General features: G+C 73.0%; 13 protein-coding genes. 2 read left to right on the top strand and 11 right to left on the bottom strand.

The genetic code is table 11. From position 1 onward, the window contains the following. The first annotated feature begins 225 nt into the window (after positions 1-225). The gene (locus tag IEZ31_RS02020; protein ID WP_190247942.1) at positions 226-1,665 is read left to right on the top strand and encodes a family 43 glycosylhydrolase; all 1,440 of its coding nucleotides are present in this window, start codon (positions 226-228) and stop codon (positions 1,663-1,665) included. Positions 1,666-2,348: 683 nt separating this feature from the next. Continuing rightward, positions 2,349-3,806: a DUF1996 domain-containing protein gene (locus IEZ31_RS02015; RefSeq protein ID WP_190247941.1), complete on the top strand. Its 1,458-nt coding sequence runs from the start codon at positions 2,349-2,351 to the stop codon at positions 3,804-3,806. A 63-nt stretch (positions 3,807-3,869) separates the two neighbouring features. On the opposite strand, the gene IEZ31_RS02010 is transcribed toward IEZ31_RS02015, so the two are convergent. The 11 genes from IEZ31_RS02010 to IEZ31_RS01965 all read right to left on the bottom strand — a co-directional run bounded on the left by IEZ31_RS02010 (position 3,870) and on the right by IEZ31_RS01965 (position 15,593). Further along, a complete protein-coding gene (locus IEZ31_RS02010) occupies positions 3,870-4,412 on the bottom strand; it encodes an NUDIX hydrolase (protein ID WP_229833980.1) in 543 nt (180 codons plus the stop codon). A 452-nt stretch (positions 4,413-4,864) separates the two neighbouring features. After that, the gene (locus tag IEZ31_RS02005; protein WP_190247940.1) at positions 4,865-5,443 is read right to left on the bottom strand and encodes a GTP-binding protein; all 579 of its coding nucleotides are present in this window, start codon (positions 5,441-5,443) and stop codon (positions 4,865-4,867) included. Then, positions 5,424-5,735 (bottom strand): DUF742 domain-containing protein, encoded by a 312-nt coding sequence (locus IEZ31_RS02000; RefSeq protein ID WP_190248052.1) that lies wholly within the window; start codon positions 5,733-5,735, stop codon positions 5,424-5,426. The genes IEZ31_RS02005 and IEZ31_RS02000 overlap by 20 nt, the downstream gene beginning before the upstream one ends. 56 nt (positions 5,736-5,791) lie before the next feature. Further along, a complete protein-coding gene (locus IEZ31_RS01995; protein ID WP_190247939.1) occupies positions 5,792-6,214 on the bottom strand; it encodes a roadblock/LC7 domain-containing protein in 423 nt (140 codons plus the stop codon). A gap of 15 nt (positions 6,215-6,229) precedes the next feature. Continuing rightward, positions 6,230-8,569: a sensor histidine kinase gene (locus IEZ31_RS01990; RefSeq protein ID WP_190247938.1), complete on the bottom strand. Its 2,340-nt coding sequence runs from the start codon at positions 8,567-8,569 to the stop codon at positions 6,230-6,232. A 126-nt stretch (positions 8,570-8,695) separates the two neighbouring features. Continuing rightward, complete coding sequence (locus tag IEZ31_RS01985) at positions 8,696-10,150, bottom strand: prenyltransferase/squalene oxidase repeat-containing protein (protein WP_229833979.1); 1,455 nt, start codon at positions 10,148-10,150, stop codon at positions 8,696-8,698. Then, entirely contained in the window at positions 10,147-11,028 is an 882-nt protein-coding gene (locus tag IEZ31_RS56000) for a terpene synthase family protein (protein WP_229833978.1), read from the bottom strand. Before IEZ31_RS56000 ends, IEZ31_RS01985 begins: the two co-directional genes overlap by 4 nt. A gap of 23 nt (positions 11,029-11,051) precedes the next feature. Next, the gene (locus tag IEZ31_RS01980) at positions 11,052-12,437 is read right to left on the bottom strand and encodes a cytochrome P450 (RefSeq protein ID WP_190247937.1); all 1,386 of its coding nucleotides are present in this window, start codon (positions 12,435-12,437) and stop codon (positions 11,052-11,054) included. Positions 12,438-12,679: 242 nt separating this feature from the next. Beyond that, entirely contained in the window at positions 12,680-13,501 is an 822-nt protein-coding gene (locus tag IEZ31_RS01975) for an ABC transporter ATP-binding protein (RefSeq protein WP_190247936.1), read from the bottom strand. Next, positions 13,498-14,553, bottom strand: coding sequence for a FecCD family ABC transporter permease (locus IEZ31_RS01970; RefSeq protein WP_190247935.1), 1,056 nt, complete (start codon positions 14,551-14,553; stop codon positions 13,498-13,500). The genes IEZ31_RS01975 and IEZ31_RS01970 overlap by 4 nt, the downstream gene beginning before the upstream one ends. After that, on the bottom strand, positions 14,550-15,593 hold the full coding sequence (locus IEZ31_RS01965; protein ID WP_190247934.1) for a FecCD family ABC transporter permease: 1,044 nt from the start codon (positions 15,591-15,593) through the stop codon (positions 14,550-14,552). Before IEZ31_RS01965 ends, IEZ31_RS01970 begins: the two co-directional genes overlap by 4 nt. Positions 15,594-15,724 lie beyond the last annotated feature (131 nt).

The following is a 15,724-nucleotide window of genomic DNA, read 5'->3' as shown; positions in this document are numbered from 1 at the left end:
GTCGTGGGAAAGCCCTTTCCCGATGAGTGTTCGGGCGAAGCTATCGGAGTGCATCGATGCCGTCAACCGTGGCTGAAAGTTTCAGGCGCCCTTGACAGGCTGTGTGTTAGCGATAACAATTCGGACCCACGCCGGTCGCCGCCAATCGACCGATGTTCCGCCACGTTCCGTTCCCGCTGCGCATCTTGTGAACGTTCACACCATCGCCGAGCCGGAAGGGCCACCATGGATCGCCGAACCTTCCTCGCCGCGTCCGCCTCCGCGGCCGGCGCCGGTCTGCTCGTCGCGCCCGGCCGGGCCGCTGCCGCCCCCGGAGACACCCCGGCGCGGTACACGAACTCGCTCATCGCCCAGCGCGCCGACCCGCACATCACCAGGCACACCGACGGGTACTACTACTTCACGGCCACCGCCCCGGAGTACGACCGCATCATCCTGCGCCGCGCCACGACGATCCAGGGCCTGGCCTCGGCGTCGGAGACGGTGGTCTGGCGCAAGCACGGCAGCGGCGACATGGGCGCCCACATCTGGGCCCCGGAGCTCCACTTCGTCAACGGCCGCTGGTACATCTACTTCGCCGCCGGCTCGACCGGCGACGTGTGGAAGATCCGCCCGTACGTCCTGGAGAACACGAGCGCCAACCCGCTGACCGGCACCTGGACCGAGCGCGGCCGCATCGCGCTGCCGCTCGACACGTTCTCGCTGGACGCCACGACGTTCGTGGTGGGCAGCACGCGCTACCTGTGCTGGGCCCAGAACGACCCGGCCGTGGGCACCGGCACGAACCTCTACCTGGCCGCGATGTCCAACCCCTACACCATCACCGGCACCGTGGCCCGGATCAGTGTGCCAACGTACTCGTGGGAGACGATCGGCCACCGGGTCAACGAGGGACCGGCCGCGATCCAGCGCAACGGCAAGGTGTTCCTGGCCTTCTCGGCGAGCGCCACCGACAGCAACTACTGCGTGGGCCTGCTGACGGCCTCCGCCTCGGCCAACCTCCTGTCGGCGTCCTCGTGGACCAAGACGGCGACCCCGGTCTTCGCCACCAACGCGGCCACCAGCCAGTACGGCCCGGGCCACAATTCCTTCACCGTCTCGGAGGACGGCCGCAGCGACATCCTCGTGTACCACGACCGCTCCTACCGCGACATCAGCGGCGACCCCCTGAACGACCCGAACCGCCGCACGAGGGTCCAGAAGCTGTACTGGAAGCCGGACGGCACTCCCGACTTCGGCATCCCGGTCCCGGACGGCGCGACCCCGGTCCGCCTGCGCTCGAACAACTTCCCGGACCGCTGCATCCGCCACTGGGAGTACCGCGCCCGCATCGACCCCAACGTGGCCCCGCTGGCAGACTCCCAGTTCCGCATCGTGACCGGGCTGGCGGGCACGGGCACGGTCTCGCTGGAGTCGACCAACTTCCCGGGCTACTACCTGCGCCACCGCAACAACGAGGCCTGGGTGGACCGCAACGACGGCACGGCGCAGTTCCGTTCCGATGCGAGCTTCTACCAGCGCGCGGGCCTGGCCGACAGTTCCGGCGCCTCGTTCGAGGCCTCCTCGGCCGCTGGCCGCTACCTCCGCCACTACAACTACCTGCTGGTGACCCAGCCGGTGAGCACGGCGACCGACCGCGCCGACGCCACGTTCCACCTGGAGTGAGTCCGCGAGACCCCGGGGCCGGGCCCGCCCGCCAGCCAGACCCGGCCCCGGTCCTCCGCGTGGCGGGGGTCCACTGTGGACCCTCTCCCGCAAGGGCACTCCGTCCCGACTCCCGCAGCCGGCCCACTTCGATGAGACCTCGGGCGGGGGCGGACCGTCGCGTCTCCTGCGGTCGGGCGACGACGATCGGATCGCCCTGGGCTGCAGCGGCTTGTCCCGTCTTCCGCCGGGCCGGGACGCGAGGCTCCGTCACGGGGCTCCCACAGCTGGCCGTTGCCGGTCCGCTCGCTCCGCGGCCGCCCGTCACGCGGGCTCCCGCAGCTGGCCGCTGCCGATCCGCTCGCCCCTCGGCCGTCCGTCACGAGGTCCGCAGCCGGGTGCTGCCGGTCTGCTCGCTCCGTGGCCGCCCGTCACGACGTCCGGAGCCGGCCGCTGCCGATCCGCTCGCCCCGAGCCCGGCGCTCCTCTGTGCGACCCCACCGACCGTGAGCGTGAGCCGCTTGAGGCCGCCGATCGGTTTGATCGGGCATCGTCACCGCGGCTAAGCAAAAATTAACGATTCAAGGTCCCAAAAAATGTAATCGAACGAAGTCCCGAGCCGGACCTGCGGTGCTGTCCGGAGGCCGTCGCAATTCTTTCTTTATTTGTTGAAGTAAGCCGGTTGAGCTGCGCATACTCGCCGCGTGAAAGGATTCGGAACGAAACGTCGCGGGCGGGTGCTGCTCGGGAGTGCGCTTGCGCTCGCCGTCGCGGCGACCGGGATCTACATCGCCACCGCGAGCGCGGACGAGATCGGCGCGGGCGGGGTGCGGCTGGAAGCGGAGAGCTACGCCGCGCACTCGGGAGCGCGCACCGAGAACACCGCCGACGCCGGCGGCGGCCGCAACGTCGGCTGGCTGGCCGACGGGGACTGGCTGCGGTACGACGGGATCACCATCGGCGGCGCGGACCTCACGGCGCGGATCGCCGCCCAGAACCCGGCCGGTGGCTCGATCGAGCTGCACCTCGGCTCGCCCACCGGCGAACTCCTCGCCACCTTCCCGGTCAAGGCGACCGGCGGCTGGCAACGCTGGACGACCGTCACCGCCAAGGCCCGCAGCGTGCCGGCCGGCAAGCAGACCCTGGTCGCGGTCATGAAGAGCGCGCAGGCCGCGGACTTCGTCAACATTAACTATTTTACCCTCGGCACCGGGGCGACCCGGCCGCCGGCCACGGCCACCGTCGCGCCGCCGACCACCGCCGCGCCCACCAGTGCCACCCCGACCGCGTCCACATCGGCGGCGCCGCCGCAGGCCGGCTGGGTACCCGTCGACCAGGCCGCCTGGCAACGCGAGCTCGACGCGTTCAACGCGATCAAGCAGTTGCCCGTCCCGGCCGGCACGACCCGCGTCGCCGAGTTCCACACCGACTGTTCGGTTGCGAACGAGGCACCCGACGACCCGATCGTCTTCCCCGGCCTGGCCGGCGCCTCGCACCAGCACACGTTCTTCGGCCCGGCCGTCACCGCGGCCACCAGGCCCGCCGACCTGTTCGCGCAGAAGACCAACTGCAACGCACCGGGCGACAACAGCGCCTACTGGGTGCCGCAGCTGCTCCGGAACGGGCAGCCGGTCAAGATCAAGAGCTTCCGGGTGTACTACGGATCCCGCCTCGCCGACCCCTCCGTCACCGTCCCGTTCCCACCCGGCCTGGTCATGGTGCACGGTGACGCGAAGCGGCAGGTGGCCACGCCGAAGGGCGCCAGCGGCCAGTTCTGGTGCGCGGGCAGCGCCGAGACCGGCCGCAGCGCCGACGGCAACTGGCCGGTCTGCGCGCCGGGCGGCAACCTCATCTTCCAGCTGGTGTTCCAGGACTGCTGGGACGGCAAGCACATCGACTCGCCCGACCACAGGTCCCACATGGGCCCGATGCAGGGCGGCAAGTGCGCGGGTCAGTACCCGGTCGCCGTCCCGAACCTCTCGTTCATGGTCAACTACGACTCCCTGGGCGGCGACGGCCTCGCCCTGTCGTCGGGCATGGCATCGTCGATGCACGGCGACTTCATGAACGCCTGGAAGCCCGAGAACCTCGGCCCCCTCGTGCGCGTCTGCCTCACCGCGAAGGCGAAGTGCGGCACGCAGCCCACCTTCACGGGCGGCTGACGACCGGCGACGTGTTCACCGAGGCGGGGAACGGCCACGGAAAGCCCGTGGCCGTTCCCACGGTCAGGCGGCGGGGAAGCGGCGGGCGACCCGCGTGATCGTCTCGCGGAGGTTGGGCTTGGTCGACGCCTCCAGCGCTTCCGGGACCGTGAGCCAGCGCAGCGGGGCGTCCGGCTTCTCGGGGCGGGCGGCGTCGGGGGTCGCGGTGGCGAGCACGAACCGGAGGTCGGCGTGCTCGTGCGCCGGCTCGTCGCCCTTGGCGTTCACCGGGACGATGACGACGTGGACGATCCCGGCGTCCGGCCACGGGGCCAGGTCCGGGAGATTGGTCTCCTCGGCGCCCTCGCGCAGCGCCACCGCCACCGGGTCGGTCTCGCCCGGGTCGCCGTGGCCGCCGACCTGCAGCCAGGCCTGCTGCCGCTCGTGCCACCGCAGCAGGATCCGGGCCGTCGGCGGGTGGACGACCAGGGCCGAGGCGGTCACGTGGAGCGGGATCGCGCGGGTCCACGGGTCGTCGGTGGAGGCCAGCAGCGACCGTACGCGGTCGACATCCGCGGCCTCGGCCGGGTCGGCGGCCTGGTATCGGGAAAGCAGGTCGGCAAGCACGACCAGCAGCCTAGACGCCCCGCTCGGACGCGCCGCGAGCAGGCCAAACGCCCACCGGTGGCCTGGACGCCGCGGCCGGGAGCCAGCCGCCCGCTCCGGCGTCGAGCCGACTCGACGTGACGACGGTCGATCTACCCTCACGCCGCCAAGATTCAACCGAGGGTAGATCGACCAACGTCTGTGGGTCGGACGCCGCGCTAGAGGTGGGGCGTGGAGCGGCACCGCGGCCAGCCAAGGACGCGAGACGGGCGCCTGGCGAGGCGTGAGACGGGCGCCCGGCCAGACGCGGGGCGGGCGCCCGTGCCGGGAAGCCCCGTAGCGCTCGCGCCGGGAAGCCGCGTAGCGCCCGTGCCGGCAAGCCGCGTAGGGCCCGTGCCGGCAAGCCGCGTAGCGCCCGTGCCGGCAAGCCGTGCGGAGAAATGGCGTGGCGCCCGCGCCGGAGGCCCCGGGGGTCAGGCCGGGACGCGGGCCCGTGCGCTGCCCGCGTGGCGGAGCAGCGTGATGAGCACGTCCTTGCCCGACTGCCGGTCGCGTGCGTCGCACAGCATGATCGGCACGTCCGACTCCAGGTTGAGGGCGAGCTTGATCTCGCCCACGTCGTACTGGCGGGCGCCGTCGAAGCAGTTCACCGCGATGATGAACGGTGTGCCCCGGCGCTCGAAGTAGTCTACCGACGGGAAGCAGTCCGCGAGACGCCGCGTGTCGGCCAGGACCACCGCGCCCGTGGCGCCCAGGGCGAGCTCGTCCCAGATGAACCAGAAGCGGTCCTGGCCCGGCGTGCCGAACAAGTACAGCACCAGCTGCTCGTTGATGGTGATCCGGCCGAAGTCCAGGGCGACCGTCGTCGTCGACTTCTGCTCGACGCCGGTCAGGCTGTCGACGCCTGCGCCCGTCTCGGTCAGGACCTCCTCGGTCCGCAGCGGGCCGGTCTCGCTGACCGCGCCGACCATCGTGGTCTTGCCCACGCCGAACCCGCCCGCGATGAGGATCTTGATCGCGGTGGGGACGCCGTCAGAGTGCCCGTAGGCCATTGATCGCCGCCTCGATGATGTCCGCGTCGGGACGCGTCCCGGCTGGGTGGGGTTCACGCACCAGTACGAGCCGCCGGTCGAGCAGGTCGCCGAGCATGACCCGGACGGTGCCGAGCGGCAGGTCGAGATAAGCGGCCAGCTCGGCCACCGACAGGGGCCGCTGGCACATGCGGATGATGGAGAGGTGCTCGGGCTCCATGCCGACCTCGGGCGCCGCCGTCGTCACCGCGGCCGTCACCAGCGAGATGAGGTCGAACGTGCCCCGCACCGGCTGCGTGCGCCCACGGGTCATCGCATAGGGCCGTACGACCGGCCCCGCGTGGTCGTCGACCCACTCCTCGGGCCCGGTCACCGCGCCTCCTCGGCCGCCTCGTTCAGCCGGGGCGGGGAGCCGAGGTACTTCCCGGCGCGCGTGACCAGCATGGCCATCTCGTAAGCGAGCAGGCCGAGGTCAGCTTCCTCGGTGGCCAGCACCGCCAGGCAGGAACCGTCGCCGGCCGCCGTGACGAGCAGCGACGCCCGTTTCATCTCGACGATCGTCTGTTGCAGCGGCCCGCCGTCGAACCGTTTGCCGGCCGCGCGGGCGAGGCTCTGGATGCCGGCCGCGATCGCGCACAGGTGCTCGGCATCGTCCTGGCCGAGCTTCTGTGACGACGCCTTCAGCAGGCCGTCGACGGAGAGCACGATCGCGTGCTGTGCCTGGTCGATGCGAGCGACGAAGTCGTCCAGCAGCCAGGTCAGGTCGGCATTGGCCGCAGTCTTCTGCACCACAGGTGTCCCCTTACCTCAGGCGTCGGGCTGTGCGGGATCGGCGGCGGGTGGAGGCAGGTCGGCGCGGCCGCGCCTTGTGCCCTCCTGGTACGACGAGATGCGACTGCGGACCTGCTCCGGGTCGGTCACCGCGGGCAGCGGCGGCTCGATCGGCGGCTCGCCGCCGCCGTCGTCGTCGTCGCGCAGCGGGGCGGCGATGTTGGCCTGCCGCACCCGGACCGGCAGCCCGTGCGGGGTGTAGGAGCTGTCCGCGAGCGGGTCGGGCTCGGGAACCGGCGGCACCACGCTCACCGGTCCGGCGGCTTCCGGCTCGGGCAGCGCGGGCCGCTCAGCAAGTGCGACGGAGCTGCGGGCGCTGGTCGTCGGCGTGGTGTCAACAATCCCCTCCAGCATCCGGTCCAGTTGGACGGTGGCGGTGGCGCGCACGCTCGCCGGGATCGCGCCGTTGGTGCCGGGATCGGCGTCCACGGGCAGGTCGACCCCGCCGAGCAGGTTCGGCGGGATCAGCACGACCGCGGTCGTGCCGCCATACGCCGACTCCTTCAGCTGGACCCGGATCCCGTGCCGCTCGGCGAGCCGGCTCACCACGAACAGGCCGAGCCGGGCGGCGCTGGTCAGGTTGAACTCGGGGTGGCTGGCGATGCGTGCGTTGAGCTCGGCGAGCTCGTCGGGCGCGATGCCCAGGCCCCGGTCCTCGACCTCCAGGACGTAGCCGTTGCCGACGAGCTGGCCCTTGATGTGGACCTCGGTGTGCGGCGGCGAGAACGACAGCGCGTTCTCGACGAGCTCGGCGACCAGGTGGATCACGTCGCTGACCGCGCGGCCGGCCAGCTCGACCTGGCCGATCGGGAACACGGTCACGCGGGCGTAGTCCTCGACCTCGGCGATCGCGCCGCGGACGATGTCGACCATCGGGACGGTGCGCCGCCAGACGCGGCCCGGGCTCGCGCCCGCCAGCACGATGAGGTTCTCCGCGTTGCGCCGCATGCGGGTGGCGAGGTGGTCGACGCGGAACAGGTCGTCGAGCTTGACCGCCTCGCTCTCCCGCCGCTCCATGCCGTCGAGCAGGGTGAGCTGGCGGTGGATGAGCGACTGGGAGCGCCGGGCGATGCTCAGGAAGACGTCGCGGACGCTGCGGCGCAGCTCGGCCTGCTCGACCGCGGCGCGGATCGCGGTCTCCTGCACCGCGTTGAACGCCTGCCCGACCTGGCCGATCTCGTCGTTGCCGAACTCCAGCGGCGGCGCCTCGGCCTTGACGTCGACCACCTCGCCGCGGCTGAGCCGGGAGACGACGCCGGGCAGCTGCTCGGTCGCGAGCCGCCGGGCCGCGTCGCGCAGCCGCTCCAGCTGGCGCAGCATCGCCCGGGCGGTGGTGATCGACACGATGATCGAGGCGATGACCGTGAGGAGGCCGAGGCCGGCGGCGAGCAGCAGGCGGACGATGACCCAGGCCGCGACCGGGGTGGCCCGCTCCACGACCGAGTCGCCGCCCTTGAGCACGACGTCGAGGATCTGCGACTGGGCGGCCGTGGCCGCGGCCTGCCAGCCGGCGGCATCGACGGGGAGCCTCAGCGAGGTGCGCGAGCCGGCGACGATCTGGTCCTCGATGGTGCGGAACCGGATGAACTCGGTGGTTTCGGTCATCGCGTCGTAGCGGGCCCGGTCGGCGGCCGGCAGCTTCCCGGCGACGTGGCCGGCGAGGAAGCGCTGGGCGCCGACGAGCTGGGTGAAGCGCGCGTACTCCACGTCGGTGAACCGGTTCGCGGCGAGCACGCCGGCGAGCAGCGCGTCCTCCTGCGAGACGATCTCGCGGACCTCGTTGAGCTGGATCAGCGTGACGGTGTCGTCGGCGATGGCCTGGTCGTCGAGCTTGCCCAGCGAGTAGTACACCTGGAAGATCGACTCGATGACGTCGGTGTAGGTGCCGGCCGCGGCGGCCCGGTCGACGGTGCGCCCGTCGACCGACGACCGCGTGTCCCCGAGCCCGTCGAGGCCGGTCAGCACGTCGGCGACCCGCCGCTCCAGGTCGGCGTCGGCGGCCCAGCGGGCCCACCGGTCCTGGGCCGACCGGCGGAACTCCGCGGCCAGCTCGTCGACCTTGCGGCGCTGGGTGTCGAGGTCCGCGGGCCGGCCGGCGCCCGGGGCGCCGAGATACACCACCGACATGCGCCGCTCGGTCTGCAGCTCGAGCAGCAGCGGCTCGCTCGGGTCGTAGATCTTGCTGTTGTAGGTCTGGACCCAGAGAAGGTTGACACCGTCCCGCAGCGTCACCCAGGCGGCGAACGCCCAGAGGGCGGTCAGCGACACCAGGAGCGCCGTAATCTTGGTGCGGAGCCGTGAACTGCGGGAAGCCATCACACCGTCCCAGTCGGCAGTCTCGAACGTGTCCGGCGGCGCGATGTATTCACCTCGGACACTCCCCGCGCCGGGACACCGACGCACGCTAGCAACTTCCCGCCGCGCATTCCAACTCGAACAGGGTCAATTTCTGTTACGAAGCATCAACCGCCGCGCGGCCAGCACCGCGGCCCGGATGATCGCATGCGGTGCATAGAGGTCCTTGTCGTGCCAGAGCGGCGGGTCGGTGTGCCGGCGCTCGGCGAGGTAGCGCTCGGTCGCCCCGAGCCCGGGCCAGCCGCCCGCACCCGGCGCGAGCAGCACGTGGACCGCGTAGGCGGTCTCCTCGGCGGTCCCGCCCCAGCGGCCCCAGGAGCCGTCGTGGCGCCGGGTCGCGGCCACCCACTCGGCGGCCCGGGCGATCGCGGCGGTGACCTCCGGCCCCCGGCCGAAGCGGGCCAGCGCGAGCACGCAGCAGGCGGTCGCGTAGTACGGCGAGCTGTGCCACCGGTCGTGCCAGGATCCGTCGTCGCGCTGTTGCCCGCAGAGCCATCGGGCGAGCCGGTCGACGACGTCGCGCCGCCCGGAAACGCCGTATGCGTCCAGCACGTGTGCGTTCGTGGTGACCGACGAGCCGTCCTCGCCGGGCCAGGTACAGAAGGATTCACCGACGTCATATTGCTGTAACACGTCGGGGTCGGCCGGGTGCCCGAGCTCGCCGAGCGCGAACAGGACGACGGCCGTGGTATCGGCGTCGGCCGGCAGGCCGGGCCCGGCGGCCGTGCCGGACGGTCCCCAGTCCGCGGTGAGGCTGGCGACGAGCCCGGCCGGCGCGGCGAAGGGCACGCCGGCCCGGGCCAGCCCGCCGAGCACCCAGGCCCGCTCGAACACGGTGATCGGGGTGGCGCAGGGCACCGGGCCGCCGTGGCGGCGGGCGGCGGCGCCGAGGTACGTGACGGCCGCCGGCGCCCGCGGAGCGCCGAGCCACGCGGCGGTCGCGGCGGGCGAGGCCCCGACGGCGCCGGGCCCGACCGGCCGCACCCCGGCCGCGTCGCGGGCCGACTCGCCGAGGACCTCCAGGGCATGCAGGAGTTTCTCCGGCACCTCGGCGCCACTGCGGAAGTACTGCCGGACGGCGGACAGTCGGCGGCCGTCGATGCCCGCCGGCAGTGGCAGTGCCTCCCCGGCGCGCTCGTTGATCCGCTCGACCAGCGCCGGCACGATCAGGTCGGCGGCCGGAGTGTCCGGAATGGACGATGCCGCCGGCAGCAGGCGGCGCAGGAACCGCAGCCCCCGCTCGGCCGCCGGGCGGGGACCGGCCGTCAGCAGCGCCTCGGTCGCGCTGAGCGTCGGCACGACCGCATACCCGCCCGGCGGCCCCCAGCCGCCGTCGGGCCGCTGCGCGCAGAGCAGGAACCGCAACCGCTCGGCCTGGCCCGGCACCCACGGCGCCAGGCTCGCCACCCGGGCGGTCTCGTAGACCGAGGCGGACACCTGCCCCCAAGGCTCCTTCGCCAGGCCTTCGAGGAGGTCGAGTACCTCATGTTCCGGGCCGGGCGCGACGTAGTGCCCGGCCGGGGCGACCTCGTCGACGCTCACAGTTCGCCCCAGAAGTCCGTCACCCGGTAGAAGCCGGTGCTGAAGCCGATCTGCCGGGCGAGGTACGCCGCCTCCTGCGGGCAGCGCCCGGCGAGCGTCTCCGCGGTGCCGAGCGCCTGCCGGGCGAGCTTGCCGATGAGCCGGCCGACCTCGTCGCGGTCGGCGCCGAGCAGCAGCGCGTTGAGGTCGCCCCAGCCGACGTCGCGCTCGTAGGTGGCGAGGTCGTTGACGAGGCGCAGCACCCGCTGGACCTCGCGCCCGGCCGCGGTCAGCGCCGGCAGGTGGTCGAGGGCACCGGGCTCGCCGGCGACGAGCCAGTGCGACACGTTGACCCAGGACGACCCGAAGTTGTCGGCGTTGTCGAGGTACACCTCGAGATCGGGCAGCGTGCGGGCGGACTTCCAGGCCCACTCGCGGCGCATCGCGGCGAGCATCCGCCGCAGCTCCTCGCGCCAGGCGGGCCGGTGCGCCGCGAACGACGGCGCGGCCGCGAGCTCGTCGCGGATGGCGGCGAGCAACCGCGACAGGTGGTCGCCGGCGTCGGGCTCGGCACCGTCGGCGGTGGACAGGCAGCGCTCGACCACGCCGTCGACGTCGTCGGTGGCGCGCGCGAGGTAGTCGATCCGCCAGTCGGCGGCGAACACCCACAGCGCCGTCAGGTTGGCGATGCGCAGCTGCTCGCGGGTGCACCACGGCGCGCCGAACGCGGTGGCCAGGGCGATCGTGCCGAACACCGCCGGGTCGAACGGGTTCGCCGGGAACAGCTCGGGGTAGGCGGCGGCGGTCGCCCGCAGGTCGCGCTGGCCGCCGGCGGCCAGGCCGGAGATCCGGCCCTGTTCGGCGGCGGCGGCCAGCTCGCCGCCGAGCGCTCCGTCCATCGTGGACATATGTCGGGCCCGGCTCAGATCAGGGCGCGGTCGCGGGGCAGGAGCGTCAGCTCGACCTTCGTCTTCGGCCGCAGCGACGCCGCCACCTGCGGCTCGGGGATCGCCGGATCGGCCAGCCGGAAGCGGAACCGGCTGAGGATCGTGGCGACGATGAGCTGCGCCTCCAGGTAGAACAGGTACTGCCCGAGGCACTGGTGCGGCCCGCCGCCGAAGGGGTAGTGCGCGTAGCGGTGGCGCCGCTCGGCCCGCGGCGAGGCGAAGCGGTCGGGATCGAACTCGTCCGGGCGGTCCCAGAACGTGGCCATGCGCTGGGTGATGTAGGGGCTGGCGAGGAGGTCGGACCCGGCCGGGATGTGCACCCCGCCGACGACGTCGTCGGCGACGCTGACGCGCGGGATGAGCCAGCCCACGGGGTACAGCCGCAGCAGTTCCTCCAGGACCATCTTGGTGTAGGTCAGCTCGCCCAGCTGGGCTCGGGTGATCGGCCCGTCGCCGACCACGCGGTCGACCTCTTCGTAGAGCCGCTCGGCCACGTGCGGGTGGGCCTGCAGGATCGGCCACAGCCAGGTGAGCACGCCGAATGTGGTCTCGGTCGTGGTGGCGAACATGGCTACGGTGTCGTTGCGGGCCTGCCGCTCGTCGATCGGCCGGCCCTCGGCGTCGACCGCCCGCGCGAGCGTCGAGATGATGTCGTCGCCGTCGTTGCCGTCGCCGCCGCGCTCGCGGGCGGTCCGCACGATCGGCAGGAGGATGTCGTCGATCTGCTGCACGGCGTCGCGGAACGGCCGGTCGCCCGGCATCGGCACCGCGTTGGGCACGAACGGCACGACGAGCCGGAAGACGATCGCGGTGGCGATGGTGTTCTGCGCTTCGACGATGCGCAGGGCCTCCGGCACGGTCACCTTGTCGGCGAACAGCACCCGCATGATGGCGCCGCACACGATCGTCGACAGTTCGGTGCCCATGTCGACCACGGTCCCGGCCCGGGCCGGCTCGTCGAGCCGCGCGACGGATTCGTGGACCGCCGCGGCCAGCCCGTCGACGAGCGCGTCGACCCGCTTGGCGGTGAACAGCGGCTGCAGCGTGTTGCGGCTCGCCGCCCAGACCTGCCCCTCGGCCAGGATGCCCTCGCCGAACAGCCGCTTGACCGAACGCCAGAGCATGCCCTTGCCGTCGCGCGTGAAGTTCGCCGCGTTGTCGCGCAGCACGTGCTGCACGTGGGCCGGGTTGGAGACGAGGTATGGTCGGAAGGCGCCGAGGTTGACCCGGACGACCTCGCCGCCGGCCTGCTCGGCGAAGCCGACGAGCGCGCCGAGCGGATCACGGGCGAGCCGGGGCACCGCCCGGTGGAACCCAACGGTGCCGGCTTTGCGCGCGGCGATCTCCTGGACGGTGGACATCAAACACCCCCACAGACCCGGGCATCGCGGCGCCCGGGCCGGCTCGCAACGTGCATTTCGAAACCTGCACGATCATCGCACCCGAAGGTCCGACCGGCCATCCCCAACTGTGATCGATATGCATATTTACCGGTTATGTAACTTGTGGCAGACCGGCATCCGTCCCGAAACATTCACCATGTGAACGCATGGGAACCATCGATCAGTACCACTATAAAGGCTGCCGCACCATTCGTGTTCCCCTATGTCGCCGGGGCGGGAACGGGGGACTCGGCGCGAGCCGGGCGGGGGAGCGGGACGACGAGCGGGGTGCCCGTGGCGGGGTCGGGGACGACGAGCGCGGCCAGGCCGAAAACGTCGGCCAGCAGGTCGACCGTGAACACCGACGAAGGCGGGCCCTGGGCGACGATCCGGCCGTCGCGCATGGCGACCACGTGGTCGGCGTAGCGGGCGGCCAGGCTCAGGTCGTGCAGCACCATGACGATCGTGCGGCCGCGCTCGCGGTGCAGCCGGGCGACCAGGTCCAGCACGTCGATCTGGTGGTTCAGGTCGAGGTATGTGGTGGGCTCGTCGAGCAGCAGGATCTCGGTGCCCTGCGCGAGGGCCATCGAGATCCAGGCCCGCTGGCGCTGCCCGCCGGACAGGGTGTCGACCGGCCGGTCCGCGAGGTCGCGGATGTCGGTCCACTCCAGCGCCTCGGTCACGATCTCCTGGTCCGCCCTCGACCACTGGCGCAACCAGTTCTGGTGCGGGTGGCGGCCGCGCATCACCAGGTCGGCGACCGTGAGCCCGTCGGGGGCGACCGGGCTCTGCGGCAGCATGCCGATGGCGCGGGCCACCTCGCGGGTCGGGATGCGGTCGAGCCGGCGGCCGTCGAGCAGGACCTCGCCGGCGCGCGGGCGCAGCAGCCGGCCCAGGGCGCGCAGCAGCGTCGACTTGCCGCAGCCGTTGGGGCCGACGACGGCGGTCACCGCGCCGTCGGGGACGTCGAGGTCGAGGCCGTCGACGACGACGGTGTCGCCGTAGCCGAGGCGCAACCCGCTTGCGCGCAGCCGTGCGGTCATGCCGACACCCTTCGGTTCGTGCGGATCAGCAGCCAGAGCAGGTACGGGGCGCCGACGATCGCGGTCACCAGCCCGACCGGCAGCTCCCGGTCGGGCAGCGCCGTGCGGGCGGCCAGGTCGGCGGCCGAGACGAGCAGCGCGCCCAGGATCGCCGACACGAGCAGCGGCGGGCGCGAGCCGCCGCACAGGCGCAGGGCGATCTGCGGTACCACGAACGCCACGAACTCGACCGGCCCCGCGGCGGAGACGGCCGCGGCGGCGAGCGCGACGGCGGTGAGGACGACCGCGAGGCGCGCCGGTTGCAGCCGTACCCCGAGCGACCGCGTCACGTCGTCGTCGAACTGCAGTGCCTGCAGCGTGAACGACGTCGCCACGGCGAGCGGCAGCAGGACGGCGAGCGCGCCGGCGAGCGGCCGCACCTGGGCCCACTCCGCGCCGGCGACCGAGCCGTTGAGCCACACCGTCGCCCGGGCGGCGTCGACGATCTCGGCCCGGACCAGGAACCACGACACGCCGCTCTGCACGATCTCGCCGACGCCGAGGCCGACGAGCACCAGCCGGTAGCCGTCGACGCCGCGCCGCCAGGCCAGCAGGTACACGAGCGTCGCCGCGACCAGCCCGCCGGCCAGCGCGGCCAGGGGCACCGCACCGGAGGCCGGCCCGGCGAGCACGATGACGGCGACCGCGCCCAGCGACGCGCCGGTGGTGACGCCGAGGACGTCGGGGCTGGCGAGCGGGTTGCGGGTGAACGTCTGGGTCAGCGCACCGGAGGCGGCCAGCGCCGCGCCGACGAGCAGCGCGGTGAGGATGCGGGGCAGCCGCAGGTCGAGCACGACCAGCCGTTGCGCCCCGGTGCCGCCGCCGAGCAGCACGTCGACGACGTCGGCCGGCGCGATCGTGAAGCTGCCCTGACCGATGCTCACCACGGCGACCGCGGCGGTGGCGACCAGGCCGGCGGCACCGACCACGACGGACCGGGCGGAGACGGTGGTGGAGAGCCGGCCCGCGCGCACCAGCCGGCGCCCGGCCGGCCGGACCAGCAGGGCTGTCACAGCTGCACCACGCCGCGGCGGCGGCGGACCAGGGCGATGAAGAACGGGGCGCCGACGGCGGCGAGGACGATGCCGGTCTGCAGCTCGGCCGGGCGGACCACGACCCGGCCGAGGACGTCGGCGGCCAGCAGCGCCGCCGCGCCGGTCAGCGCCGAGCACGGGATCAGCCAGCGGTGGTCGGGGCCGGTCAGCGCGCGGGCGGCGTGCGGGACCACCAGGCCGAGGAAGCCGATCGGGCCGCAGGCGGCGGTGGCCGCGCCGGTCAGCAGTACGATCGCCGCCACACCGACCGCCCGGGCGGCGAACACCCGCTGGCCCAGCGCGCGGGCCACGTCCTCGCCGAGGCCGAGGGCGTTGAGGGCGGGCGCGTTGACCAGGGCCAGCAGCAGCCCGGCGGCGATGAAGGGCGTCACCTGGGCGGCCACGCCGGCGTCGCGCCCGGACAGCGAGCCGACCACCCAGAAGCGGAAGACGTTGAGGCTGGCGTCGTCGGCCAGCAGCATCGCCTGGGTGAACGCCGAGAGCAGCGAGCTGATCGCCATGCCGGCCAGGGCGAGCGCGACCGGGGTGGGTCCGCCCTGCCGTCCGGCGGCGATGCCGAAGACGAGGACGCTGGCGAGCAGGGCGCCCGCGAAGGCGAACCAGACGTAGCCGGTGAGCGCGTCCGCGCCGAGCTGGATGCCGATGACGACCGCGAACGCGGCGCCGGCCGAGATGCCGAGCAGGCCGGGGTCGGCGATCGGGTTGCGGGTATGGCCCTGGGTCAGCGCGCCGGCCGCGCCGAGGGCCAGCCCGACCAGCAGGCCCAGGATCGTGCGGGGCAGGCGCAGGTCGCGGACGATCGCGGTGGCCTGCGCGCCGGGCTCGGGCCCGACGATCGCGTGCCAGACCTCGGCCGGGGTGAGCGCCTGCGCACCGACCGCGAGGCTGAGCACGACGGCGGCGGCCACGGCCGCGGCCAGGGCGGCGAGCGCCGCGCCGCGGCGGGGCCGGGACCGTCCGGACCGCGCCGGCCGGGCGAGCCGGAGAGTGGCCGTCATGAATATTTCGCCTCCGAGGTATCGCTGGACGGCAATGGAAGGTTAGCCTTACCACAGCAGGGCGCCGGCCTTGCCTTCGCGGGAGATCGTAGCTTAGGTTTGCCTAACCTAACTTCGACTGTGAGGTCCCC

The sequence above is a fragment of the Dactylosporangium sucinum genome, assembly GCF_014647515.1.
Taxonomy (GTDB): Bacteria; Actinomycetota; Actinomycetes; order Mycobacteriales; family Micromonosporaceae; genus Dactylosporangium; species Dactylosporangium sucinum.
The sequence above is the reverse complement of the archived record's forward strand: the minus strand, read 5'-3'. Positions and strand labels throughout refer to the sequence as shown.